The sequence below is a fragment of the Serratia sp. NPDC087055 genome (assembly GCF_044900985.1).
In the GTDB taxonomy this organism is placed as follows: domain Bacteria; phylum Pseudomonadota; class Gammaproteobacteria; order Enterobacterales; family Enterobacteriaceae; genus Serratia.
In genome coordinates this window covers 2357698-2381233 of record NZ_JBJDOG010000001.1, presented here as the reverse complement: position 1 = coordinate 2381233, position 23536 = coordinate 2357698, and the positions used below count along the sequence as shown (strand labels likewise).

Below are 23536 nucleotides of genomic sequence, written 5' to 3'. Positions count from 1 at the left end.
CTGCACCCGGTTTATTTATTATTCTGCGGCAAACTATGATTACCCTCTCCCAGCATGCGCTGCATGATATGGGTGTCACGCCATTCACCGAACTTAAAGCCTACCGCTTTTAATGTGCCTACGCTGGTAAACCCCAGTTTCTGATGCAAGGCCAGCGAGCCATGATTATCCTTGGCATTGCCGACGGTCGCCAACATTTGACGCCAGGGGCCGCGTTCGCAGCGGGCAATCAGTTCTGACAGCAACGCTTTACCGATACCTTTCCCCTGCTGACCCTCGGCGATATAGACGGAGTCTTCCACGGTGAACCGGTAGGCCGGGCGTGGTCGATAAGGTGTGGCATAGCAATAACCCACCACGAGATGTGCTTGTTTGGCGAGCAACCAGGGTAAGCCCGCTTCCTGCACTTTGCTGAGGCGCTGTTGCATTTCTTCCAACGTCGGGGGCATTTCTTCAAATGACGCTGCGCCGTACAACACATGATGGGTGTAAATCTGTAGTACGGCGGCCATGTCGTCTGGCGTAGCGTCGACAAGCATCAGCGGAGCTGCTGGAGGCATAGAGATACCTGTTTACCTTGAAAAATAAGAAGATAAACGCATTATGCACCCTGTTCTACAACAAGGTAAATTGGGCTTTCTTATGCTGAAGATAAGAAAAACCTATGGTTAACCTATGGCCGAGCGCCGTGGCATAAAACGCATGAATATGCCCGAAGCCAAAAGCACGCCAAGGATCACCCAGGCTGCCCCGGCCAACTGCCAAGCATTGGGGGCGGTACCTGTGACTGTTGCCACCAACATGGTGAAAACTGGCGCCAGATTAAAGAAAATTGCGGTGCGTACCGAACCGATTTTTTCCAGCCCGTTGAACCACAGCAAGTAGGCCAGCAGTGACCCACACAGTGCCAGATACGCCACGGCGGCATGTACGCCAAGGCTGGCTGAGGCCAGGTTTTGCAGTGGGTTCTCGAAGATAAATCCCAGGGGCAGCAGGGCCAGGGTGCCGAACAGCATTGAATAACTGGTGTTTTCGATGGCAGTGGCATGACGGACCAGACGACGGGTGCCAACCATATTCAATGCCCAAGCGAGGCTACCGAGTAAAATAATGCCATCACCGGGGCTCACCTCCAGACGCAACAGCGTTTGAATATGGCCTTTGGTGATCACCAACACCACGCCGATAAAACCAGCCAGCAAACCGGCGATGCGTGATCCGTTCAGTTTTTCATTCTCCCAAATTACGCCAAAGACCAGTGTCCATAGCGGTGTCGTGGCGAGGATCAGCGCGCCATTGACCGGCGTGGTGGACTGCAGACCGAAAAAGGTGCACAGATTGAATATCGTGAACCCCAGTACACCCAGCCCTAAATAAGCCAGCCAGTTGCTTTTCAGCGTACTCAGGCGCAGCTGCCCACGCAGGCCGAAAAACACCAACAGCGCCAGCGTTGCCAAACTGAAACGTTCGATAGATGCGCTGATTGGTGGCTGATGGGCGATGATGTAGGCACCGGCATTAAAGTTGGTGCCCCAGAAAAAGGTGGCGACAATGACGCCCAGATAGGCCAGCGGCAGCGAGGTTTTCATCATGGTTTCCTGTGGTGACAAAATAAACAGAAAACAGTTTGCGCTCTAACTCTTTACGTTAATATTCCCCATATGTTCACTTTTGATGTGAGAAAACGCCCATGTTTAATTGGGAAGATCTGCACTACTTCATGGTGTTCGCGCAGGAAAAATCGCTGTCGGGTGCCGCCCGCAGCTTGAAGGTCGATCACGCCACCGTCGCTCGGCGTATTGCCAGTCTGGAAACGTCGCTCAAGTTAAAGTTGGTGGATCGTCGCCCGCGCAGCTACTTGCTGACTGCCGACGGACAACGAATCGCCGCAGAGGGCGACAGCATGACCCTCAACGCTTTTGCGGTCGGCCGCGCCGCACTCAGCGGCCGACAGGGCATTGCAGGGGTCGTAACGCTAAGCGTACCGCCCGTGATGGGGCTGAAGCTGATCGCGCCGCGCGTTGTCCAGTTACAGCGGCGTTATCCCGATTTACAGCTGACCTTACTGGCGGATACCGCTAACGTCTCGTTGCTGCGCGGGGAAGCGGATATTGCCATTCGCCTCAGTCGCGCCAGTGAGAGCGATCTGGTCACCCGAAAGATTGGCACCGTTGAATTTGGTCTGTATGCCAATGCGGGGTATTTACAGGCGACGCCGGAGACAGAATGGGGGTTTATCGGTTATCACGATCCGCGGGCGGCATCGGTCCAGCAGAAATGGCTGTTGGAGCAGGCTGGCGAGCGAGCGCTGGTCATGCGCAGCAACGACTTGATGATTCAGGCCGCAGCTGCGGAAGCCGGCACGGGCATTGCGCTGTTGCCTCATTTTATCGGCCAGGAACTGGGGCTTGATCGTCTTGTGGGAACGCGTTCGCTCCAGCGCGAGATTTGGCTAACGGTGCATAACGACATTCGTCATGCACCGGGCATTGCCGCCGTGACGGCATTTTTATTGGACTGCTATGCGGACGTTGTCGGTATTACCCGGCTGGTGGACACCCTCGGCTGAGTGAGGCTAACCACGCATCAACTGCGCCACCGCCTGCTGCAAATAACGCAACAGCGGCGGTGTTAGCCAAGTGCCCTCAACCAACGTAGGTTCCCGCTCCATTGCCTGGCGGATTTTCATTTGAGTGGCGGGGTCGGTACCCGCATAGGATTGGAACAGTTCAAGCCATTGAGCTGCCAGGCGTGTCGCCCGTTCAGATTCTGGCGGTACACCGTCATTCAATGCCTGGTGGAACTGGGCTATCAATGCCGGCCATTCCTGCAGCCGGGTGAAATAGTGCCGGCGGACATAGGCGTACTCTTCTTCCGACAGGTATTTTTGGTAAATAGACAGCTTGGTTTCAGCAAATGCGCGGGTGACGTAATCAGTCATTGCCGGGGTGATGCCCGTTTGTTCGCGCATTGAAGGCTCTTCGGCATGCATGGCATTTAACCGAGTAAGAAATGCCGGGTTGTTTGCGGTATCGCGTTCCAGCATCAGCATCCAACGTCGGGCCAGATCCTGAGCCTGTGGCGCTTGCGGCGCAACGCCGTTTTCGATCAGCTGGCGAATACCGCTGACCAGTTCGCCCCATTCCCGGTTACGCGTTGGGTTGGCCTGATAGAAAGGCAGTTGTGCCAGTTCGTCTGCGGTAAAATATTTATCGTACATGGTCATTAACTCCAACGTAGCCAGCCAGTCGTTCAACTCAGGTTCGTCACCGACGGAAAGCTGTGCGTGCATTTGCTGTAAACGGTCGCGCAGTGTGGCGGTCTGCACCAGTTGCCGATTCAGCATGGTGATTTGCTGTTCGATCACGGTGGTGAGTGCCATCCCTGAACGCGCCAGAATTGCCCCGACCTCCGCCAGCGTCACCCCCATTCGGCGCAATGCCTGAATATGGTGCAGGCGAGTGATGTCGGCCCGGTTATATAAGCGATAGCCGGCGTCGGAACGCGCAGAAGGAACCAGCAAACCTATGCTGTCGTAGTAATGTAACGTCCTGACCGTGATGCCGGAACGGCGAGCCAGTTCGCCAACTTTCAGTAACATGAAGTGTGCTCCTCCCTTGTGCGTGCAGAAATACTAAAGCCTGACGTCGCGTTAGGGTCAAGGGGGAGGATGGGGATATTTTGAGGGAGGGGGGCGGGTTCTGCGATGAGAACCCGCAATTGACATTACCAGCCTTTTACCGCACCACCGTTAAAGATTTTTTCGGCGGCCTTGGCCACTTCATCCGACTCGTAGGCTTTGATGAAGTTTTGTACGTTAGGTGCATCTTTGTTGTCTTCACGCGTCACTATGATGTTGGTGTACGGTGAATTCTTGTCTTCGATAAAGATGCCGTCCTTGGTGGGTGTCAGGCCCGTTTGGTTGATGTAAGTGGTGCTGATGACAGCCACGGTGACTTTGGGATCGTCCAGCACCTGAGGTAATTGCGCCCCTTCCAACTCCATAATCTTATAGTTATGCGGGTTGGCGCTGATATCCAGCGAGGTTGGCAGCAGCCCTTTGCCCGGTTTCAGCGTAATCAAGCCGGTTTTCTCCAGCAGGAGCAGCGCACGGCCGAGGTTGGTGGGATCCAGGGGAATGGCAATGACCGCGCCATCCTGCAATTCTTTCAGTGATTTGATTTTTTTCGAATAACCGGCCATAGGAAACACGAAGGTATTGCCGACCGCGACCAGTTTATATCCGTGATCTTTATTCTGCTGTTCGAGGAACGGGCGGTGCTGGAAGACGTTAGCATCCAACTCACCTTTATCGGTAGCGTCGTTGGGCAGCAGTGAACCGCTGAACCCGACCAGTTCGACGTCCAGGCCGTATTTGTCTTTAGCCACCTGCTTGGCGACCTCCGCCACGTCCTGTTCTGCACCGTTGATTACCCCGACCTTGATATGATTCTGATCGGTTTTTTTCTCGCAGCCTTGAAGCGCCAGTACGGCGGCGAACGCTGCCAGCAGAGGGGTATAACGCCAGTTTTTGGTCATCAAGTTTTCCCTGAAAAAAACAATAAAATCAGTTGGTTTTGTACTGCTAGCTAAGCCTGAACCTGCAGGGAAGTCAAACACTTGCTCAGCACAAAGAGGTATAGCTAATAACCGGACGTTTTATTGCACACCCTTATTTTGCGCGTAAAACCACGATGCCTGGCGTGGCCAGCACGTAATCCATAAAGGGCGAGTCCACCACCTGCATATTCTCTTTGCGTGAAGAGGCATTACGCAGCACGGGGCCGTTTGGGGTCATGATATAGATGCCGGTATGGGTAACGTCCAGGCCGGCCAGATTGGTGTAAATACCGATATAATCACCGGTGTGCAACTGGGCCAACACGTGATCATCAATAAAATCACTGGGCAGGTAAGTGATACTGCGCTGTACGTTTTTCAGGCCCGGCAAATAGCTGCTGCCGTCGGACTTCTGGTTCAGGTTTTTCGTCAGCGTGACACTGTGCGGGCTGAGTGTAGCGGTAATATCCGTCACGTTGGTTTTAGCCTGGTGTGACCAGTCGGTAAAGAAGTGTTTGCGTTGCAGGAAGTTAATGTCGCCGTTGGCGTAGCGAATGTGAATCAGCCGCTGGATAAAGTCTGCCTGACTGTTTGCCTGACTCAAAGCATCGACATAATCGATATAAGTAAAGCAATCCAAACCGCGGAAGTCGATCACCAATTTTTCCGGTGTATCCTGCGAACCCACCAGCATATTCGCGACGTAGGCAGTACCAAGGAATGGCCGGGATAGCAGGTCGATCATGCGTCCGTTATCTTTTTGCACGTCTGCCGGCGCGGCAGCGCGCAAGGAAAGAAGAGCGTTGAGTTCATTTAACGTGTGATTATCCATGCTGGCCTTGAGATTTGCAGGTGGGGTGGAAATGGGTTCAGGCGTTTGCCTTACGGGGATTTTATCTGCACAACCGGCAAGCGCAATAGCCAATATCAATGAAACAACCTTGTACATTGTACCCCCCACGGTTTTGGCGTGTTAACAGACAAATGTTAACAGTTCTCACCTTGGTCCGGCGTTTTAATGCTTAAACACAGCCTCAACGGTCGGCTATCACTCAATACCCCATTTCGCTGTTAAACGGCAAATACCAGAATAGCGCGATCTCGTGATCGGCGAGGTCAGGATGAGCGCGATACAGCAAATGGTCGATACCGCCGAGGATAAAACCAAAACGTTGATAGCAGCGGCAGGCGGGCAGGTTAGTATTTTGCGTTTCGAGCATCAGGCCGGAAGTTTCGTGGCGTTGTGCCCAGAGCTTCGCTGTTTCAAGCAGGGCTGTCGCAATCCCCAGGCGGCGCACATGGGCACTGACGACGATCTCTTCGATGAGCGCATAGCCATTCCAGTTATTGCTGAGCGTGATGTGACCCACCGCCTCGCCACGATGACGGGCCAAAAAGGTTTCGCTTTCCTCATTGACGAACGGGGCTAACGGGTAGTCTTTGCGGAATGGCGTGACCGGCAGCAGCGGCCAACTGTCGATCGGCGTGTCGAAAGCCGGCTGGGCATAGCGTGCAATCTGAAAGCCAAAGTCGCAGCTTGTCAGGTACCCGTCGGGTAAACGGGTGACGGGAGTAATTTGGATCGCTGGGCTCATGGGGCAAGCTCCCTCAACAAACGCGCCGGATTACCGGCATAGATCCCTTTGCGGGTGATGTTTTTGGTGACGACTGACCCGGCACCGATCACGGTGCCGCTGCAAATTTCCACTGCCAGCACCGTGGCACCGGAGCCAATAGAAACATGATCACCAATCAGTGTGCGGCCCCAGCTTGCGGCATCGGCATTGGGGGCGCCTTCTTTAAACAGATCGTTGGCGAAGGTGACATTGTGGCCGATGAAACAATCGTCGCCGATGGTGACATATTCACAGATAAAGCTGTGTGACTGGATTTTGCTGCGGGCACCAATGCTGACGTTTTTTTGGATTTCGACAAAGGGCCCGACGAATACGCCCTCGCCGAGCCGGCAGCCATACAGATTGCAGGGCTGAACGACGGTGACATTTTGTCCGGCGTCGACATCGACAATGCCAACGTGGCGAACGGTAAGGACAGATGACATGGCGTTTCTCACGGCAGTGGCGCAGTGGGCGAATTATAAAACAAACTGTGGTTACGTCTGTGCTTTCCGAACGTTTTTTCAGCGAAAGACTATAATTAATACAGGGGAGAGAGCCCCGTGGCCGCAATCCTCGTACGGTTAGTCATCCGTCAGAGGGGTAAATTCGTTCGCCGATCGCGACCTACGGCGATGAGGAGGTGTCTCATGGTTAATCATGTTTGGGGACTTCTGGCGCATCCAAGCACCGAGTTCGAACACATTAAAAGCGAGAACGAAAGCGTCTCGCACCTTTACACCCATCATGTCCTGTTATTGGCGCTGATCCCGGTGGTTTGCGCGTTTATCGGTACCACCCAACTGGGCTGGCTCTCCGGCGAAGGACATGCCATCCGGCTCAATACGTTCACCGCATCTTATACGGCTGTCGCTTTTTATTTGCTGATGCTGGCGGGCGTGGCAATCATGGGGAAAGTCATCCACTGGATGGCACGGCGTTATGAAGTCCGTCCGAGCTTGCACCGCTGCATGGTGTTTGCCGGTTATGTTGCTACGCCGATGTTCCTCAGCGGTATAGTGGCGTTGTATCCCGTTGTGTGGCTGTGCCTGTTTGTCGGCGTGATTGGCCTGTGTTATTCGGGCTATCTGCTGAATCTGGGCATACCGCACTTCCTGAATATCGACAGTAAAGAAGGGTTTATCTTCTCCAGCTCGACCTTTGCCATTGGCATCTTGTTGCTTGAGCTGCTGCTTGGGGTAACGGTACTGCTGTGGGGGTATGGTTCCTGGTTATTCTGATGTCATTTTAATATTGCCCCTCATGCCGGTTTGGCGTGAGGGGCTTTTGCTATTTAGGGCTGGCGAAATACCAGCATGACGCCGGCCAGAATCGCCGCCATGCCCAGCATACTGATGGCTGCCAGCGCGTGCCCGAGCAGCAGATAGTCCAGTAGCGCGGTCACCGCCGGGATCAGGTAAAACAGGCTAGTGACTTGCACCAGGTTGCCGCGTTGAATCAGCTGATACAGCAAAAAGGTGGCCAACACCGAAATTACCACGGCCATCCATAGCAGAGGCACAATAAAGGCCATGCTCCAGTCGACGCGGAGGGGTTCAAACGGCAGCACCAAGGTGCACATCAACAGTCCGACGGCGTACTGTAACGGCAAGACCGCCAAAGGCGGCTGTGCCAGACCTTTTTGCAGCAGCGTACCGGCGGTCATGCAGCCGAGAGCGATAAAAGCGCACAGCATGCCAACCAGCGAAAAATGCGCAATCATCAGACTTTGATACACCACCAGCGTTAAGCCGCCCATGGCCAACAACAGGCCAAGACCACGCAGCCCCGAACACCGGCGTTCAGTAATGAACTGAGTGAGTATCGGCTGCACGCCAAGCAGGGTTGCCAGTACACCAGGGGTAATACCTTGTTCCAGCGCCAGCAGATAGCAAATCTGATAACTGCCAATCATTAACAGTCCGATCAGTGCGACACGGCGGCGGGTGCCAGGGGCGGGCAGGTATTGCCGTTGCCACAGGCCTATCGCCAGCAGCAATGCCAGCGCGATAGCACAGCGGAAGAACAAAAAAGCAAAGGCGGATGCATGTTCCAGCCCCCAGCGTGAGAAAATTGCGCCGCTGCTCCAGAGCAGGACGAATAAGGTCGCGAGGCCCGCGTTGGCCCATTGAGACATAAATCGCATTGAGTTTTCACCTGTCGTGAAAATAATAAGCTCCAGCAGACACGGCGTTCTATGCCGGGACGCACATCAAGCAATGCTGGAGAAGAGAATTCGGTTTGGCTTAGCGCACAACCACAGAGCGTGGCGGGTAAGCGGCAACCGCAGAGACGACAGAGAAAACGGCGGGTGGGGCAGAGGATGCGCACAGCAGAACGACGGCCGGAAGGGTCGTGTTCGCAGAATCTTTCATGTGCGCAAACTGAATCATGGGCATTCCTGAACGCAGGGCGTGATTAACCAAACCAAGATAGTGAAGTTTGGTTGACTGCGCAACATAAAATTAACATGCGTCTTGCCAGACGAGGTGGCCCCCGAATGTCGGGGGCGCAATCTGAGAGATGGCTTATTACGCCTTGTTATCGGCCCAGTGCTTTCGCTTGCTGGTTTTGCCGAGGCCTGGGTTAAAGCTGTTGGTGGGATCGGCAGATCGGTAAAACGCTTGCAGGTCGGGTTTGGCCGGATAGAGGTGGCCGACGTTATGTTCCGCAGGGTATTCCGCACCGCGCTGGTCGAGGATTTCGAGCATTTTTTCTTTCAGCGCGTGGCTGTCGACGCCTTTTTTCACCACATAATCCTGATGGAACACGTGGCACATAAAGTGGCCGTAATACAGTTTGTGTACCAGTTGGCTGTCGATTTCCGGCGGCAGGGTTTCAAACCAGTCGGTGTCGTTACGGCGCAGCGCAATATCCAATGCCAAAATGTCCTCTACCTTGTCGGCATGTACCGCATGGTAACGCACTGCAGCGCCGGCGGCGGCAAAACGGTGCAAGAAGGCTTTCTTGCCTTCATCTGGGGTGCAGACGAAGAACTCTCCATTGGCATGGGCAAAATACTGACTCAGATACTGTTGTGCTTCTTCAACGCCTGGACCGGCCATTTTCAGCAGCAGGTGATGTTCAAAACGCTCGCGGTACGTTTTCATCCGTTTTGGCAGGTGGCTGGGGGCAAGGTGACTCAGGCCCTGCATCAACCTGTCGGTCAGGTTATGCGGCAGCAACGGCAGTTTGTTGAGGCTGGCGTCCATGCGGCCTTTTAAGGTGAAGAAGCTCGGCATCTGATCGGTACCGAGCTTGTCGATCATCATAAAGGTGTCTTTGCCATACACTTCGGCGATATCAAAAATATCTCGGTGCATGTATTCGCCAGCGACCGGCAGGTTGTCGAAGGTGCTGAGCATGTGGCGGCGTAGTTCGGTCAATACGGCAGTGTCGTTGGTGCCGATGTAAAACACCTGCTCTTTGCTTTCTTTTTCGAAGGTATCCAGGCGCACTGCAAATACGGCCAACTTACCGGCGCAGCCGGAGGCCTCGTACAGGCGGCGTTTGTCGGCGTTAAATCGGGAAGGGGTATCGGCATTGACGTCACGTACCCGGCTGGCATATTCGTTGTCGGACGCACGCAGTTCACCATATTCAACATCTTCTGGCCGGTAATCGCCTTTTTCCAGGCGGGTGAGGATTTCCTCCGGCGTATTGCCGAGTTTAATGCCCAAATGGTTGACCAGCCGCAGTTGGCCGTCTTCACCCAACTGTGCGTACAAAGCCATCTCGGTATAGGCTGGGCCGCGTTTGACCAGCGAACCGCCAGAGTTATTGCACACGCCGCCGATCACCGAAGCACCAATGCACGAGGAACCGATCACCGAATGGGGTTCGCGGCCATACGGCTTGAGTAATTTTTCCAGCTGATTCAGTGTACTGCCCGGGAAACCCACCACCTGCTTGCCGTTATCCAGTACCTGCACATGGTTAAGTCGCAGGGTACTGACAATCACAATATCGCGGTCATAGTCATTGCCGCTGGGCGTCGAACCTTCAGTCAGGCCGGTATTTGCCGCTTGCATAATGACAATTTTATCGGCGGCGACGCAGGCCTCCAGCAGTTGCCACAATTGCAGCAGACGCGTGGGGAACACCACCGCCAACGCTTTGCCTTCGCCAGAACGGAAGCCTTTGCGATAACGTTCGGTGCTGCGTTCGCCTGTCAGCAGCTGTGGGCCACCGACGATGCTTTTGAGCTGATTGAGAAACGCCTGGTTAGTCGCGCTGGTAAACTGCGTCATGCCGATCTCCCTGTCGTACCCCATGCCTTTCCCGTTCGCCGTATCGTCGGCGGTAAAGTGAGAGCCATAGGGTAATAATGTAATGGCCTATTAGCTTGTTAGCTTATTAAGTTGATAGCTTGCGTGAATTAATAACGTTCCAGGTAGCCAGCCCGACGCTCTTCGTCTCGCAGCGTCAGGATTTCCACGCCGTCGGCGGTTACTGCGACGGTATGCTCCCATTGGGCAGAGAGCTTCTTGTCGCGGGTCACTACCGTCCAACCGTCTTTTTTCTGCTTAATCCGATGATCGCCTTGGTTGATCATGGGCTCGATGGTAAACACCATGCCTTCCTGTAATACCATGCCGGTGCCCGGCATGCCAAAGTGCAACACCGCGGGTTCTTCATGCATGTCGCGACCAATGCCGTGGCCGCAGTATTCGCGCACAATGCTGTAGCCGGCTTTTTCGGCGTGCTGCTGAATAGCATGGCCGATATCACCCAATGTGGCTCCGGGTTTCACTACGCGGATGCCTTGCCACAGTGACTCATACACCGTGTTTACCAGCCGCTTGGCCAAGGGCGTGGTCTGCCCGATGCAGTACATTTTACTGGAGTCAGCGATGTAGCCGTCATTTTCCAGCGTAATGTCTACGTTAACGATCATGCCGGAACGCAAAATTTTACTGGCAGAAGGAATACCGTGGCAGATCACATCGTCGATCGATGTATTAAGCACATAAGGGAAGTCGTACTGGCCTTTGCTGGCCGGGCGCGACTTCAACTCATTGACGATAAAGGCTTCGGCGCGGTCGTTGATCTCCATAGTAGAGATGCCTTCGACAATCACCTCATCGAGCATAGCAAACACCTGCGCCAGCAGGGCGCCAGAGTGACGCATTTTGGCAATTTCTTCCGACGTTTTGATCACAATCTCTTTCACCCGACAATCTCCTTCAACGTCAGCGCGTTATCTTTCATCATTTTTTTTACCAATTGGGGGTAGGTCAGTTCCGGATGGAATTCCGCCAACATCCCGATCTTGATCCAGTATTCCGCCTGCGCGTTGATTGAACGCGTCATCGAGAGACTTGCGAGGCGAAGATCGTCATGCAGTGCGTCTGAAATTTTCACAATGCCCATAATCAGCTCCATAAGCGATTTATATACGAAGTGTATACGTTTGGGATGGTGAGAATTGTGCAATCCGTGGCATAGGAAGATTCCGGGTCACAATGATTGCCGCCGTCGGGCAATGCGTTTATTGTGATAAACGACTTTTTTTGCACTGATTTTTCAGAAGGATTTAAGGCGTGGCTAAATTACGTGTTGGGGTGATCTTTGGCGGTAAATCGGCGGAGCATGAGGTTTCGCTACAATCGGCAAAGAACATCGTGGATGCAATCGACAAAGAGAAGTTTGACGTCACGCTATTGGGGATCGACAAGCAGGGGCAATGGCACATTAACGATGCGTCCAATTATCTGCTGAATGCGGAAAACCCGGCGCTGATAGCACTGAACCGCTCAAATAAAAATGTGGCTCTGATCCCCGGCCAGGAAAAACAACAGCTGATCGAATCTGGCAGCGCCAGCACGCTGGGCCAGCTCGACGTTATTTTCCCCATCGTTCATGGCACGCTCGGGGAAGACGGCTCGCTGCAGGGGTTGCTGCGGATGGCCAATCTGCCGTTCGTCGGTGCCGGTGTGCTAGGGTCGGCGGTCAGCATGGACAAAGATGTCACTAAACGTTTATTGCGTGATGCCGGGCTGGCAGTCGCGCCGTTTGTGACACTGACACGCGCTAATCGCGCGAAATTCAACTTTGAACAGCTCAGCGAACGCCTGGGATTGCCCTTGTTTGTTAAGCCCGCTAACCAGGGGTCTTCGGTGGGGGTCAGCAAGGTCCAGGATCGCGCCGGCTTTGAGGCTGCCGTGACGCTGGCGTTCAGCTTCGATCATAAAGTGTTGGTGGAGTCGGCGATTGTTGGCCGTGAGATTGAGTGCGCCGTATTGGGCAACGATGAACCGCAGGCCAGCCTCTGTGGCGAAATTGTGTTGAGCGATGCCTTCTACTCCTACGACACCAAGTACATCAATGAGCAGGGTGCTCAGGTGATCGTGCCGGCGGCGATTACGCCGGAGGTGAGCGACAAAATACGTGACGTAGCGCTGAAAGCGTTTCGTGCGCTGGAATGCTTCGGTCTGGCGCGTGTGGACGTGTTCCTGACGCCGGACAACAACGTGGTGATCAACGAGATCAACACGCTGCCGGGCTTCACCAACATCAGTATGTATCCCAAATTATGGGCCGCCAGTGGCGTCAGCTACAGCCAACTGATTACTCGCCTGATTGAACTGGCGCTGGAGCGCCATCAGCAAGATCGCGCGTTGAACAGTTCGGTGTTCGATCGCTAAAGCAAACAGGGGCGAAGTGATTTCCGCCCCTGGTTTTTTTACTTCACTGTCACATCAATATCGCCAAAGTATTTCTTTGCCAACTGGCTCACAGTGCCTTGCTGTTTCACTTTGACGATGGCGTCATTCAGCTTTTTCTTCAGTGCGTCATCCCCTTTACGCAGGCCGAAGGCAATGCCCTCACCCAGGATCTTGTCGTCACTGACCGCATCGCCAACGAAGGCGAAGCCTTTGCCGTCAGGGTGGGACAGAAAACCGCTTTGCCCTGAAGGAGCCATCACCAGCGTGGCGTCGAGGCGTCCGGCGGTCAGATCAAGGTAAGCCTGGTTCTGATCCTGATAAGACACGACGTCCACGCCTTGCGGTGCCCAATGTACCTTGGCGTAGGTTTCCTGAATTGAGCCTTGCAACACGCCGACATGCTTGCCAGCCAATGAGGCGGCATTTGGCAGCAGGCCGCTGTCCGCCTTGGCGATCAGCCGGTTCGGCACCTGATAGATTGCGTCGGTGAAATCTATGGCCTGACGACGTTGGTCAGTGACGTTCATTGCCGAGTTAATGGCGTCAAATTTGCGTGCTTTTAACGCCGGGATCAGGCTATCGAATGAGGTTTCGACCCAAGTGCATTTCAACTGTGCAGTGGCGCATACGGCCTTACCCAGATCGATATCAAAACCTTCAAGCTGACCGCTGGCAGATTTGGATTCGAACGGGGGATACAGTGCTTCCAGGCCGAAGCGCAGCGTATTTTCCGCCGCCAGCGTGGAACCGGCGGCCAGCAGGCAGCCTGCGGCGATCAACGTTTTCAGTGATTTCATATTCAGAGCCCTTTTCCCATGGTCAAAGCAAAAATGAATACATTACACCTGACACAGACGGCGTGCGCCTTCCAGCAGGGTTTCGTTATCTTTTGAAAAACTCAGTCGAATAATACCGGTGTCGGTTCCGTCGCTGTAAAACGCCGACAGCGGGATAGTCGCCACTTTGGCTTCGCGGATCAGGCGTACCGCAAAATCGTTGTCGCTTTCCTGACTGAAGCCGCTAAAACGGGCCAACATAAAGAAACTGCCACGGCTGGGCAGCAATTCAAAGCGAGAATCTTGCAGCGCGCTGGCCAGTAAATCACGTTTCTGCTGATAAAAGGCCGCCAGTCCCAGATAACTCTGCGGGTTGCTCAATGCGTCAGCGAAGGCATATTGCATCGGCGTATCGGCAGAGAACACCATAAACTGATGCACTTTACGGATCTCGTCCATCAAGGCTGCGGGTGCCATACAGTAACCGACACGCCAGCCTGTCACGTGATAAGTCTTGCCAAATGACGAGACAATCACACTGCGTTCGGATAACTGCGGGTGGCGTGCCATGCTGTGATGAATGTCACCGTCGAAAACAACGTGCTCATACACTTCATCGGACAGAATAACGATGTCGGTGTTACGCGTCAGGGCGGTCAGTCGCTCAATGTCATGCTCGCCAAACACGCTACCCGTTGGGTTATGCGGGCTGTTTACGATGATCATCCGCGTTTTGCTGTTGATAGCGGCAGCGACCTCATCCCAGTCAATGTGCAGATCCTGTAACGAAAGCTTGATGGCAACCGGGGTGGCGCCCTGCAGGCGTACAATAGGGGCATAGCTGTCGAATGCCGGTTCGAAATAAATGACCTCATCGCCCGGGTGCACCAGCGCGCTGATGGCGGAGTACAATCCTTCACTGGCGCTGGCAATGACCGTGATTTCTTCGTTGGCATCGTAGCGCGCGCCATACAGTTGTTCGACTTTATCTGCCAGTGCCGATCGTAACGCCGCTACGCCACTCATTGGGGCATATTGGTTATGACCTGCACGCATGGCTTGCGCTACCGCCTCAACCAATTGCGGTTCACAGGCAAAGTTGGGTGCGCCCTGCGACAGGTTCAACGCCTGATGTTCAGCACTGAGCTGGCCAATAACGGTAAAAATAGTGGTGCCGACGTCCGGCAACTTTGAACGGTGTGAGCAGGCGCTCTGCATGAGTGGCTCCAGGGAGAAGGGGGAAGTATCGTTTGATTAAGCATCAATGACGGTAGGCCAACAAGGGAAAGTTTGTCATACTTGCCATGCATACAGATCATGCCTAATTCCCCTTCATTCTTGAAACGATCACGGCGTTGGCTGCGTGATTTGGCCCATCCTTGGGTCTCACCCCTAAGGGAGCGGCTGCAAGCAACGTTCAAATCTGCTCCCGGCAGATTTGCCGCTTAGCCGAATTACTGGCTCATGTCAGCTCATCGGGCTGCATTCATTGGCCGCCTGGATGTCGTTCCAATTATTTGGGGGAATCTTTGTAATTTTGAGTATCCAGAGGAGCTCGCTATGCAGACACCATTACCGTCGCTCGATGTGTTAAAAACCTTTGTGGTGGTGGCTCAACGGCTGAATTTCACCCATGCCGCTCAGAGTTTGCACCTGACGCAGGGGGCCGTGAGCAGGCAGATCCTCGGGCTGGAGCAGCATCTAGGCTACCCATTATTTAGCCGTCAAGCACGTGGCCTGGCACTGACCCCACAGGGCGCATTGCTAGTGGTTCCGGTGCAGCAGGCTCTGGGGCAGTTGGATGAGGCGTTATCGCGCGTTGGGGCGCAGTCAGGAACCCTGCGTATAAAGTGCCCGACTTGTGCAATGCGCTGGGTGTTACCGCGCATCATTCGGCTGCAAAACGAACGACCGGAAATGCACATTGAGCTGACCGCTTCGGTATCGCACGGGCTGGATTTCGGCGCGGAACATTTCGATGCCGCCGTGGTGTTCGGGCGGCCTCAGGGCAAAAAGTTGACGGTGCATCATCTGTTCGATGAAATCCTCACGCCGGTCTGCACGCCGTCTTATCTGCCCGAATTACCCCAGCCACCAACCCTGGCCGATCTGTCAGAGAAAACCCTGCTGCACCCGACGCGCGATCGTCGCGATTGGCTGTTGTGGTTGAAAGCGGCAGGAAAAGAGGCGCTGCCTTCGCGCAAGGCGCAGCATTTCGATACGCTCGATCTGGCGATGAGCGCCGCGCTACAGGGTTTTGGGATCGCCATCGGCGATTTGTGCTTGTTGGAAGAGGATATTCAGGCGCAGCGCATCGTCACACCTTTCGCACTCAGCGTTGTCAGCGGCGCGGCATACTATTTGGTCTATCCTGAACGGGCTGTGCAACCACTTGCATTAGCCACGCTGGTCGATTTCCTCGGCGACGAGGCTGCGCAAAGCCGTGCCCGGCTGCAAAACTATCGCCCAGCCTCCGCTAACAGCTTGTAACCTTTAACATTACAAATTATTTCTGCGGTGAAAAGGAGTATGGCACACTGCTTTTCACATTGATTGATCATCCCCGCCGCGGCCTGCGATGGGAACATGCCTGAGATAAAAAATATGAAATGGCTTTGTGTGGTGAGTATGTTGTCCGGTCTGGCCATCAGCCCGGTTTTTGCGCAGGAAAGCACCGTCATGCAAGATGTCAATGCGCAGCAGCGCGACGCCTTTGTCTCCAACCTGATGAAACAGATGACGCTGGAAGAAAAAATCGGGCAGTTGCGGTTAATCAGCGTGGGGCCGGATAACCCGAAAGAGGCGATCCGCGACGGTATCAGTAAGGGCCAAATTGGCGCCATCTTCAATACGGTTACCCGACCGGATATCCGCGCGATGCAGGACCAGGCCATGCAGCTCAGCCGCCTGAAAATCCCGTTGTTCTTCGCCTATGATGTGGTGCACGGCCAGCGTACCGTATTCCCGATCAGCCTCGGATTGGCCGCCAGTTTTGATCTCGAAGCCATTGCGCTCAGTGGCCGCGTATCGGCCCAGGAAGCCAGCGACGACGGCCTGAACATGACGTTCTCCCCCATGGTGGATATCACCCGCGATCCGCGCTGGGGCCGGGTATCGGAAGGTTTCGGTGAAGATACCTGGTTGGTGTCTACAATAGCCAAAGTGATGGTGGATGCGTATCAAAACGGCGATCCTTCCAAGCCCGGCGCAATCATGGCCAGCGTGAAACACTTTGCACTGTACGGTGCCACCGAAGGGGGCCGCGACTATAACACGGTCGATATGAGCCCGTTGAGAATGTACCAGGACTACCTGCCGCCGTATAAGGCGGCGGTGGATGCAGGCAGCGGTGGCGTTATGGTGTCGCTCAATTCGGTGAACGGCATTCCGGCGACCGCTAACCCGTGGCTGCTGAAAGATCTGCTACGCGACCAGTGGGGCTTTAAGGGCATCACCATCAGTGACCACGGCGCGATTAAAGAACTGATCAAACACGGTGTGGCTGAAGATCCGCGCGACGCCGTGCGGCTGGCGATCACCTCTGGTGTCGACATGAGCATGAGCGACGAATATTACGACCAATACCTGCCGGGATTGGTGAAGGACGGGCTGGTGTCGGAAAGCGACATCGATCGCGCTTGTCGGGACGTGTTGAATACCAAATATGACATGGGTTTGTTCAAAGACCCGTATACCCACCTTGGCCCGGTGGGGTCTGATCCACAAGACACGAATGCCGAAAGCCGCTTGCACCGTGCCGAAGCGCGCGTGGTTGCGCGTAAAACCATGGTACTGCTGAAGAATGACAAGCAGACGCTGCCGCTGAGCAAGCAGAGCACCATTGCGCTGGTCGGCCCGATGGCCGACAGTCAACGTGACGTGATGGGCAGTTGGTCAGCCGCTGGGGTGGTCAAACAGTCGGTGACCCTTCGCGAAGGGCTGGAGCGTGCGGTGGGTGACAAGGCGAAGATTCTCTACGCCAAGGGTGCCAACGTCACTCAGGACAAGAGCATTATCGACTACCTGAACGAGTATGAACCGGCTGTGGTGTTTGATACTCGCCCGCCACAGCAGATGATTGACGAGGCGGTGCAGGCCGCGAAGAAAGCCGATGTGGTGGTGGCCGTCGTCGGTGAGTCGCAGGGTATGGCGCACGAGGCCTCCAGCCGCGCCGATATTACCATTCCACAAAGTCAGCGTGACCTGATCGCCGCGCTGAAAGCCACGGGTAAGCCGCTGGTGTTGGTGTTGATGAACGGTCGCCCACTGGCGCTGAGCTGGGAAAGCCAACAGGCCGATGCGATGCTGGAAACCTGGTACAGCGGCACCGAAGGCGGCAATGCGGTGGCCGACGTGCTGTTTGGCGACTACAACCCGTCAGGCAAACTGCCGATGACCTTCCCGCGTTCGGTCGGGCAGATCCCGATGTACTACAACCATCTGAATACCGGCCGTCCATTTGGCAAGGAAAATCCGGGCAAGTACACCTCCCGTTACTTTGATTCACCCAATGGCCCGTTGTATCCGTTTGGTTACGGCCTGAGTTATACCAGCTTTAGCCTGTCGGACCTGAAACTCTCCAGCCCGACAATGGCGCGCAACGGCAAGATCACCGCCAGCGTTACGCTCAAGAACACCGGTAAATATGACGGTGCGACCGTGGTGCAGTTGTATCTGCAGGACGTGACCGCGTCGGTTAGCCGCCCGGTGAAAGAGCTGCGCAACTTTAAAAAAGTCACGCTGAAAGCGGGCCAGGCGCAGACCGTTGAGCTGCCAATCACTGAAGACGATCTCAAGTTCTATAACGCCAGCCTGAAATGGGGCGCAGAACCGGGCAAGTTCAACGTGATGGTGGGGCTGGATTCCGACAACGTACAGGCGCAAAGTTTTACGCTGAAGTAATCACCTGCGACCGCCCCGGATTGCATGGGCGGTCACATTTTTGAGCGTGATAATCTGGCGAAAAGCGGTTGTCGTCGTTTACGCCGCATTATTTTTGCTGAGGTGCTAATTACATTTTTTGTGCAGTCACAATACTGCAATAGCCGAGAGAAGGAATGATTTCTATTTGTTTGAATCCAGCCTGCAGTAATAGCTCACCAATTTCCTCACCTGAGTATTGTCTGCCGTGTGTCCAACCTAACATCATAAGACTATAGGCTGCTGCGGCCAGTGGCCCGGGTTGATGACTGTTATACAGAACTTCATGGATAATAATCCTTCCTCCTACGGGGAGTGCCGTATAGCTTTTTTTAGCCAGAAATCTGTTTTTATCCAGTGGCCAGTCGTGAAAGATATTTGAATATAAATGTAAATCTGCGTTGGGATAAGGATCCTGCCACATGTTGCCGCTATGGGTATTAATGCGATCGCTTAACCCATATTGACGGGCATAGTCATCTGAAACTGGGCAGACTTCCGGCAGATCAAAAATAGTGCAAGTCAGATTAGGCCAATACGAAACCATGCTGATCGCATGGGCACCTGATGCCCCACCAATATCAAGCGCCGTACGGTATTGCGCCAATGACAGTCTGGTCGGCCAGATGCTTGCCGAGCCAATGCTCAGGCTGTGCATGGCGTGAGTAAATTTCCGTGCCTTATCTGTATCAAGGGTGTGCGTATCGAAAAGATCCTGCTCGCCGTAGGCCTGCGCCGTGTTTTTTCTAATGGCTTTCTCTAACTGTTTCAGAGAAAAATTCTCACTGTTTTCATACATCAGATCCCAGAAATAACCGAAGTAGTTAGGCCTGTCTTTTAACAGGTACTCTTCCGCTTCCGGGGCGAGGTGAAATATTCCTTCTTCCATTCTTACCAAATTCAACGCCCGTAATGTAGCCATAATGGCTTCAGCAGGGCGTTGTTCAATATGGGCCGCTGAACAGATTTCTTTGATGGTGCTTTGTTGGTTATGAATAAATTCAAATATTCCCAATCTATGGGCTATAATAATTGCCGGGTAAGCATATAAATTCATCGTGATATCGAAAATGCTCTTGTCACAGTAATTGGGGTTTCTAAGCATTTTATCCATTGCAGTGTCCTGATGAGTCACCGGGTGTAATTAATAAATGCTAAGTCATTAATTATATTTTGGCAAAGTCAATTTGCGCGTTTTTATTAATTTGATGTTTTTACACCCTTTTTATTAAACGTTGTTTTTAAATAAATTAGCAAACTATATTATCTTGGCCACCTCAAATGGTGGAATAAATTAATGTGAAAATATAATACGTAATTACATTAATCGGTTATTGGTTTTTTTGGGCAATCCGGTGCCTTTAGACTGTTTTTTGATCCCGCTGATTGTTTCGCCAGGGTTATCGCTATATGATTTTGTATATAACGATAACTCACCGGAATTTCCCATGTTCAAACGCTTCCCTCGGATGCTGCTATTTATCATCCTGTTTTCTTCCGCCGCGCAGGCAGATCGCCAGGTTACCGATCAACTCAACAGGCAGGTCACGTTGCCCGATACCATCACCCGCGCTGTAGTGCTGCAACACCAGACGTTGAATCTGTTGGTGCAACTTGATGCTATGCCGCAGGTCGTGGGTGTGCTTAGCAGTTGGAAAAAGCAACTTGGGCCAAACTATCTGCGGCTGGCACCGGAACTGGCGAACATGCCGATGCCGGGCGATCTCACGTCGGTGAACATTGAAAGCCTGCTCAAATTGCATCCGCAGGTGGTGTTTGTTGCCAACTACGCGCCGCCGGAAATGATTGCTCAGATAGCGGGTGCAGGTATCCCTGTGGTCGCGGTTTCGCTGCGCCGTGAAGCGGCGGATCAGGCCGGGAAAATGAACCCGGTGCTGAACGATGAAGACCAGGCTTACAATCTTGGCCTGCAAGACGGCATTCGTCTTATTGGTACGGTAATGGGCCATCAACCGCAGGCTGAAGCGCTGATTCGGGACGTGTTCCAACAGCGGACGCTGGTGGCCGATCGGCTGCGGGACGTGCCGGAAGATCAACGCGTACGGGTCTATATGGCTAACCCGGATTTAACCACCTATGGCTCAGGCAAATACACAGGGCTGATGATGCAGCATGCGGGTGCGCTGAACGTGGCGGCAAAAGATATTCAGGGATTTAAGCAGGTGTCGATTGAGGACGTGTTGAAATGGAACCCGGCGGTGATTTTTGTGCAAGAACGCTATCCTGAGGTGGTGAAACAAATCCTCAGCTCCCCGCAGTGGCAGGGTATTGATGCGGTGAAAAATAAACGTGTCTACCTGATGCCTGAATACGCCAAGGCCTGGGGCTACCCCATGCCGGAAGCGCTGGCGTTGGGCGAACTGTGGATGGCGAAAAAGCTTTACCCACAGCGCTTCAGCGACGTTAATTTGCAGCAGCGGGTGGACGCCTATTATCGACAGTATTATCGCAGCAGTTGCTGCCAGAGCGAGCAATGAAGCTTGGCTGGCTGATACTACTGACAGTGCTGTGTGCGTTAGTGTCCTTGGGCATTGGCCGCTATCCGGTATCGGCGACGCACAGTTTGATGATTCTGCTGGAGCCACTTACCGGGCCACAGGGAGGGATTGATGCGGTCCAACGCCAGGTGATCCTCGGGGTACGCGTGCCCCGGGTGCTGCTGGCGATGGGCGCAGGTGCCGCATTGGCCTTATGCGGCGCTGCGCTGCAAGGGGTGTTTCGTAACCCGCTGGTGGACCCGCATATTATTGGTGTCTCTTCCGGTGCCGCATTTGGCGGCACATTGGCGATTTTGCTCAGTTTGCCGATGGTGATGCTGCTGCTGTCTGCATTCGTGTTCGGCATGGCGGCGTTACTGTTCATTTTCGCGATGACCAGTGTCATTGCCAGGCGCAATATCTTGTCTCTGGTATTGGCCGGGGTGATCCTCAGTGGATTTTTCTCTGCCTGCGTCAGCCTGCTGCAATATCTCGCCGATACCGAAGAGAAACTGCCGAGCATCGTATTTTGGCTGTTGGGCAGTTTTGCCACCGCGAATGATAGCAAACTGCTGATGTTATTCCTGCCGCTGCTCTTGGCTGGCGGGATGCTGCTGGCATTGCGCTGGCGCATTAATGTGTTGTCGATGGGGGACGAAGATGCTGCTGCGCTGGGGGTTAACGTCGAACGCACTCGCTGGCTCATTTTGACGCTGTGCGCAGCGATCGTTGCTGCGCAGGTGGCGGTCAGCGGCAGTATCGGTTGGGTAGGGTTAGTGATCCCACACATTGCGCGGCTGTTGGTCGGCCCCGATCATCGGCGTCTGTTGCCGGCCTCTATGTGCCTGGGGGCGCTGTATATGGTTTTGATCGACGATCTGGCGCGTACGTTGAGCAGCAGTGAAATTCCGTTAGGCATCTTAACGGCATTGATCGGTGCGCCGCTATTTGCGTTGCTGTTGCGCCGCGCGCAGCTGAGAGGTTGGCATGGGTGATACGTTATTGGCCGTCAACGATTTGAGTTTTGGCTGGCCGGGTCAGGCACCGTTATTTAGCCAACTGAATATGCAACTGCGTCGCGGTGAGGTACTGGCGGTGCTAGGCCCGAATGGGCGTGGTAAAAGTACCCTGATGCAGCTGCTGCTGGGTACTTTGCCGTTGCAAAAGGGCGCTGTTGAACGGGGAAACGGTATTGGCTTTGTGCCGCAGCATTTCGCGGCTCCCTTTGCCTATCGCGTATTGGATATTGTGTTAATGGGGCGTGCGCGTTACGTGGGGGTGTTCCGTTCGCCGTCGGCGCAGGATCATCGGCTGGCTAAAGAAGCCCTGCAGTCGCTGGATATGCTGAGCTTCGCCGATCGCGAGTTCGGCAGTTTGTCCGGCGGACAGCGGCAGCTGGTGTTGATAGCCCGCGCCCTGGCGATGAGCTGTGAGGTGTTGATGCTCGATGAGCCGACCTCGGCATTGGACTTGCACCATCAGGATCGGGTGCTGAGCCTGATCTCGCATTTGGCACGGGAAAGACGGATGGCGGTAATGTTCTCTACTCATCAACCTAATCATGCGCATGCGGTGGCCGATCGGGCTTTACTGCTGGGGGCCTCGGGGCAACATCAAATTGGGGCATGCGCCAGGGTACTCACCGCCGAGAGCCTGTCACCGCTGTTTAATTTGGCCATTGAGCGGGTGGCTGTAGAGATTGACGGTCGGCAGTTTGAAACGCTGGTGCCATTGTATCGTAGCCAACGGGAGCGGGAACGTGAGTAATATTTTGCTGTTTGCTGCCGGTAGCCTGCGTGGGGCGTTGGGTCCCTTGCTGGCGGCGTTTCAGGCACAAACCGGTGAACAGGTAGACACCCTGTTTGGCCCGGCGGGTCTGTTGCGCCAGCGAATCGAAGCGGGACAGCATCCGCATATTTTTGCGTCGGCCAATCTGGCACACCCACAGCGCTTGGTTGATTTGCGGCTATCACCGCGGGTGCAACGTTTTGCACAGAATCGGCTATGCGCCACCGTGCGCAATATTACCGAGTTAACTAAACCGCCATTGTTGTCGGTGTTACTGGATTCACGCTGGCGGATTGCGACGTCCACGCCAGGCGCCGACCCTTCCGGTGACTATGCACAACAGTTGTTTGACCGCATTGAAACGATAACACCGGGAGCGGGGGATTCACTGCGGCAACGGGCGCTGGCATTGGTGGGGGGGCCTGACTCGGCACCGCTGCCGCCGGGCCGGCTAGCGGCGGAGTATCTGCTTAACAGCGGCCAGGCAGACATTTTTCTCGGTTATGCCAGCTATGGCAGCGTGTTAGCTGAATTTCCCGAACTGGCGGTAAGGTATTTCCCGCCGTCGCTGGCGATTAGGGCTGACTACGGCCTGTGCCTGTTGGATGAACGAGCGCAGCGTTTAGCCGCGTTTATTCTGGGGGCGCAGGGGCAGGCGATATTGCAGGAACAGGGGTTTTTACCTGCCAACGTGGTGAGCTAATAGCTTA

The 23536-nt window shown here is 54.2% G+C and carries 23 protein-coding genes; 9 read left to right on the top strand and 14 right to left on the bottom strand.

Annotated features, from left to right (window positions below):
- Nucleotides 1–11: 11 nt before the first annotated feature.
- On the bottom strand, nucleotides 12–560 hold the full coding sequence (locus ACI2J2_RS11285; protein WP_209632231.1) for a GNAT family N-acetyltransferase: 549 nt from the start codon (nucleotides 558–560) through the stop codon (nucleotides 12–14).
- 108 nt (nucleotides 561–668) lie between these two features.
- Nucleotides 669–1592 (bottom strand): DMT family transporter, encoded by a 924-nt coding sequence (locus ACI2J2_RS11280; RefSeq protein WP_404760118.1) that lies wholly within the window; start codon nucleotides 1590–1592, stop codon nucleotides 669–671.
- 98 nt (nucleotides 1593–1690) lie between these two features.
- Here ACI2J2_RS11280 and ACI2J2_RS11275 point away from each other — a divergent pair, with 98 nt between their 5' ends.
- Complete coding sequence (locus tag ACI2J2_RS11275; RefSeq protein WP_404760117.1) at nucleotides 1691–2569, top strand: LysR family transcriptional regulator; 879 nt, start codon at nucleotides 1691–1693, stop codon at nucleotides 2567–2569.
- A gap of 6 nt (nucleotides 2570–2575) precedes the next feature.
- On the opposite strand, the gene ACI2J2_RS11270 is transcribed toward ACI2J2_RS11275, so the two are convergent.
- From ACI2J2_RS11270 to ACI2J2_RS11250, 5 genes are all read right to left on the bottom strand, one after another.
- Nucleotides 2576–3601: a MerR family transcriptional regulator gene (locus ACI2J2_RS11270; RefSeq protein WP_404760116.1), complete on the bottom strand. Its 1026-nt coding sequence runs from the start codon at nucleotides 3599–3601 to the stop codon at nucleotides 2576–2578.
- Between the two features lie 125 nt (nucleotides 3602–3726).
- Nucleotides 3727–4539, bottom strand: a complete 813-nt coding sequence (locus tag ACI2J2_RS11265) for a MetQ/NlpA family lipoprotein (RefSeq protein WP_209632235.1) — start codon at nucleotides 4537–4539, stop codon at nucleotides 3727–3729.
- A gap of 133 nt (nucleotides 4540–4672) precedes the next feature.
- Nucleotides 4673–5509, bottom strand: coding sequence for a DUF1460 domain-containing protein (locus ACI2J2_RS11260; RefSeq protein WP_404760115.1), 837 nt, complete (start codon nucleotides 5507–5509; stop codon nucleotides 4673–4675).
- Nucleotides 5510–5612: 103 nt separating this feature from the next.
- Nucleotides 5613–6155 (bottom strand): GNAT family N-acetyltransferase, encoded by a 543-nt coding sequence (locus tag ACI2J2_RS11255; RefSeq protein ID WP_209632237.1) that lies wholly within the window; start codon nucleotides 6153–6155, stop codon nucleotides 5613–5615.
- Nucleotides 6152–6622: an acyltransferase gene (locus tag ACI2J2_RS11250; RefSeq protein ID WP_404760114.1), complete on the bottom strand. Its 471-nt coding sequence runs from the start codon at nucleotides 6620–6622 to the stop codon at nucleotides 6152–6154. The genes ACI2J2_RS11255 and ACI2J2_RS11250 overlap by 4 nt, the downstream gene beginning before the upstream one ends.
- A 204-nt stretch (nucleotides 6623–6826) precedes the next feature.
- Between ACI2J2_RS11250 and ACI2J2_RS11245 the strand changes: the two genes are divergently transcribed.
- Nucleotides 6827–7417, top strand: a complete 591-nt coding sequence (locus ACI2J2_RS11245; protein WP_209632239.1) for a Yip1 family protein — start codon at nucleotides 6827–6829, stop codon at nucleotides 7415–7417.
- Between the two features lie 53 nt (nucleotides 7418–7470).
- Here ACI2J2_RS11245 and ACI2J2_RS11240 read toward each other — a convergent pair whose 3' ends face one another.
- From ACI2J2_RS11240 to ACI2J2_RS11225, 4 genes are all read right to left on the bottom strand, one after another.
- Complete coding sequence (locus ACI2J2_RS11240; RefSeq protein ID WP_209632240.1) at nucleotides 7471–8322, bottom strand: DMT family transporter; 852 nt, start codon at nucleotides 8320–8322, stop codon at nucleotides 7471–7473.
- 385 nt (nucleotides 8323–8707) lie between these two features.
- Entirely contained in the window at nucleotides 8708–10426 is a 1719-nt protein-coding gene (gene dld / locus ACI2J2_RS11235) for a D-lactate dehydrogenase (RefSeq protein WP_404760113.1), read from the bottom strand.
- A 128-nt stretch (nucleotides 10427–10554) separates the two neighbouring features.
- Nucleotides 10555–11349, bottom strand: a complete 795-nt coding sequence (map, locus tag ACI2J2_RS11230; protein ID WP_209632242.1) for a type I methionyl aminopeptidase — start codon at nucleotides 11347–11349, stop codon at nucleotides 10555–10557.
- Nucleotides 11346–11549 (bottom strand): ParD-like family protein, encoded by a 204-nt coding sequence (locus ACI2J2_RS11225; protein ID WP_208060662.1) that lies wholly within the window; start codon nucleotides 11547–11549, stop codon nucleotides 11346–11348. Before ACI2J2_RS11225 ends, map begins: the two co-directional genes overlap by 4 nt.
- 170 nt (nucleotides 11550–11719) lie before the next feature.
- On the opposite strand from ACI2J2_RS11225, the gene ddlA reads away from it, so the two are divergent.
- Nucleotides 11720–12823, top strand: coding sequence for a D-alanine--D-alanine ligase (ddlA, locus tag ACI2J2_RS11220; protein ID WP_404760112.1), 1104 nt, complete (start codon nucleotides 11720–11722; stop codon nucleotides 12821–12823).
- A gap of 38 nt (nucleotides 12824–12861) precedes the next feature.
- On the opposite strand, the gene ACI2J2_RS11215 is transcribed toward ddlA, so the two are convergent.
- Both ACI2J2_RS11215 and ACI2J2_RS11210 read right to left on the bottom strand, forming a co-directional pair.
- On the bottom strand, nucleotides 12862–13641 hold the full coding sequence (locus tag ACI2J2_RS11215; protein ID WP_265556269.1) for an ABC transporter substrate-binding protein: 780 nt from the start codon (nucleotides 13639–13641) through the stop codon (nucleotides 12862–12864).
- 42 nt (nucleotides 13642–13683) lie between these two features.
- Complete coding sequence (locus tag ACI2J2_RS11210; RefSeq protein WP_404760111.1) at nucleotides 13684–14838, bottom strand: pyridoxal phosphate-dependent aminotransferase; 1155 nt, start codon at nucleotides 14836–14838, stop codon at nucleotides 13684–13686.
- Nucleotides 14839–15180: 342 nt separating this feature from the next.
- Between ACI2J2_RS11210 and ACI2J2_RS11205 the strand changes: the two genes are divergently transcribed.
- Both ACI2J2_RS11205 and bglX read left to right on the top strand, forming a co-directional pair.
- Entirely contained in the window at nucleotides 15181–16110 is a 930-nt protein-coding gene (locus ACI2J2_RS11205) for a LysR substrate-binding domain-containing protein (RefSeq protein ID WP_404760110.1), read from the top strand.
- Nucleotides 16111–16224: 114 nt separating this feature from the next.
- A complete protein-coding gene (bglX, locus tag ACI2J2_RS11200) occupies nucleotides 16225–18522 on the top strand; it encodes a beta-glucosidase BglX (RefSeq protein ID WP_404760109.1) in 2298 nt (765 codons plus the stop codon).
- Nucleotides 18523–18631: 109 nt separating this feature from the next.
- On the opposite strand, the gene ACI2J2_RS11195 is transcribed toward bglX, so the two are convergent.
- A complete protein-coding gene (locus ACI2J2_RS11195; protein WP_404760108.1) occupies nucleotides 18632–19654 on the bottom strand; it encodes a methyltransferase in 1023 nt (340 codons plus the stop codon).
- A 334-nt stretch (nucleotides 19655–19988) separates the two neighbouring features.
- Between ACI2J2_RS11195 and ACI2J2_RS11190 the strand changes: the two genes are divergently transcribed.
- Genes ACI2J2_RS11190 through ACI2J2_RS11175 form a run of 4 tightly spaced genes read left to right on the top strand, consistent with a single transcriptional unit; the run spans nucleotide 19989 to nucleotide 23529 of the window.
- Nucleotides 19989–21038 carry an ABC transporter substrate-binding protein gene (locus tag ACI2J2_RS11190; protein ID WP_209632248.1) on the top strand — a complete coding sequence of 350 codons (1050 nt, stop codon included), beginning with the start codon at nucleotides 19989–19991 and terminating at the stop codon, nucleotides 21036–21038.
- Nucleotides 21035–22033, top strand: a complete 999-nt coding sequence (locus ACI2J2_RS11185; RefSeq protein ID WP_404760107.1) for a FecCD family ABC transporter permease — start codon at nucleotides 21035–21037, stop codon at nucleotides 22031–22033. Before ACI2J2_RS11190 ends, ACI2J2_RS11185 begins: the two co-directional genes overlap by 4 nt.
- Nucleotides 22026–22805 carry an ABC transporter ATP-binding protein gene (locus ACI2J2_RS11180; RefSeq protein WP_209632250.1) on the top strand — a complete coding sequence of 260 codons (780 nt, stop codon included), beginning with the start codon at nucleotides 22026–22028 and terminating at the stop codon, nucleotides 22803–22805. Before ACI2J2_RS11185 ends, ACI2J2_RS11180 begins: the two co-directional genes overlap by 8 nt.
- The gene (locus ACI2J2_RS11175; protein WP_404760106.1) at nucleotides 22798–23529 is read left to right on the top strand and encodes a substrate-binding domain-containing protein; all 732 of its coding nucleotides are present in this window, start codon (nucleotides 22798–22800) and stop codon (nucleotides 23527–23529) included. Before ACI2J2_RS11180 ends, ACI2J2_RS11175 begins: the two co-directional genes overlap by 8 nt.
- The last annotated feature ends 7 nt before the right edge of the window (nucleotides 23530–23536 follow it).

Bases quoted from the DNA above. Each gene is read 5' to 3' on its own strand.
- ACI2J2_RS11285 (WP_209632231.1), bottom strand. From the start codon at position 560: ATGCCTCCAGCAGCTCCGCTGATGCTTGTCGACGCTACGCCAGACGAC.
- ACI2J2_RS11280 (WP_404760118.1), bottom strand. From the start codon at position 1,592: ATGATGAAAACCTCGCTGCCGCTGGCCTATCTGGGCGTCATTGTCGCC.
- ACI2J2_RS11275 (WP_404760117.1), top strand. From the start codon at position 1,691: ATGTTTAATTGGGAAGATCTGCACTACTTCATGGTGTTCGCGCAGGAA.
- ACI2J2_RS11270 (WP_404760116.1), bottom strand. From the start codon at position 3,601: ATGTTACTGAAAGTTGGCGAACTGGCTCGCCGTTCCGGCATCACGGTC.
- ACI2J2_RS11265 (WP_209632235.1), bottom strand. From the start codon at position 4,539: ATGACCAAAAACTGGCGTTATACCCCTCTGCTGGCAGCGTTCGCCGCC.
- ACI2J2_RS11260 (WP_404760115.1), bottom strand. From the start codon at position 5,509: ATGTACAAGGTTGTTTCATTGATATTGGCTATTGCGCTTGCCGGTTGT.
- ACI2J2_RS11255 (WP_209632237.1), bottom strand. From the start codon at position 6,155: ATGAGCCCAGCGATCCAAATTACTCCCGTCACCCGTTTACCCGACGGG.
- ACI2J2_RS11250 (WP_404760114.1), bottom strand. From the start codon at position 6,622: ATGTCATCTGTCCTTACCGTTCGCCACGTTGGCATTGTCGATGTCGAC.
- ACI2J2_RS11245 (WP_209632239.1), top strand. From the start codon at position 6,827: ATGGTTAATCATGTTTGGGGACTTCTGGCGCATCCAAGCACCGAGTTC.
- ACI2J2_RS11240 (WP_209632240.1), bottom strand. From the start codon at position 8,322: ATGCGATTTATGTCTCAATGGGCCAACGCGGGCCTCGCGACCTTATTC.
- dld (WP_404760113.1), bottom strand. From the start codon at position 10,426: ATGACGCAGTTTACCAGCGCGACTAACCAGGCGTTTCTCAATCAGCTC.
- ACI2J2_RS11225 (WP_208060662.1), bottom strand. From the start codon at position 11,549: ATGGGCATTGTGAAAATTTCAGACGCACTGCATGACGATCTTCGCCTC.
- ACI2J2_RS11215 (WP_265556269.1), bottom strand. From the start codon at position 13,641: ATGAAATCACTGAAAACGTTGATCGCCGCAGGCTGCCTGCTGGCCGCC.
- ACI2J2_RS11210 (WP_404760111.1), bottom strand. From the start codon at position 14,838: ATGCAGAGCGCCTGCTCACACCGTTCAAAGTTGCCGGACGTCGGCACC.
- ACI2J2_RS11205 (WP_404760110.1), top strand. From the start codon at position 15,181: ATGCAGACACCATTACCGTCGCTCGATGTGTTAAAAACCTTTGTGGTG.
- bglX (WP_404760109.1), top strand. From the start codon at position 16,225: ATGAAATGGCTTTGTGTGGTGAGTATGTTGTCCGGTCTGGCCATCAGC.
- ACI2J2_RS11195 (WP_404760108.1), bottom strand. From the start codon at position 19,654: ATGGATAAAATGCTTAGAAACCCCAATTACTGTGACAAGAGCATTTTC.
- ACI2J2_RS11190 (WP_209632248.1), top strand. From the start codon at position 19,989: ATGTTCAAACGCTTCCCTCGGATGCTGCTATTTATCATCCTGTTTTCT.
- ACI2J2_RS11185 (WP_404760107.1), top strand. From the start codon at position 21,035: ATGAAGCTTGGCTGGCTGATACTACTGACAGTGCTGTGTGCGTTAGTG.
- ACI2J2_RS11180 (WP_209632250.1), top strand. From the start codon at position 22,026: ATGGGTGATACGTTATTGGCCGTCAACGATTTGAGTTTTGGCTGGCCG.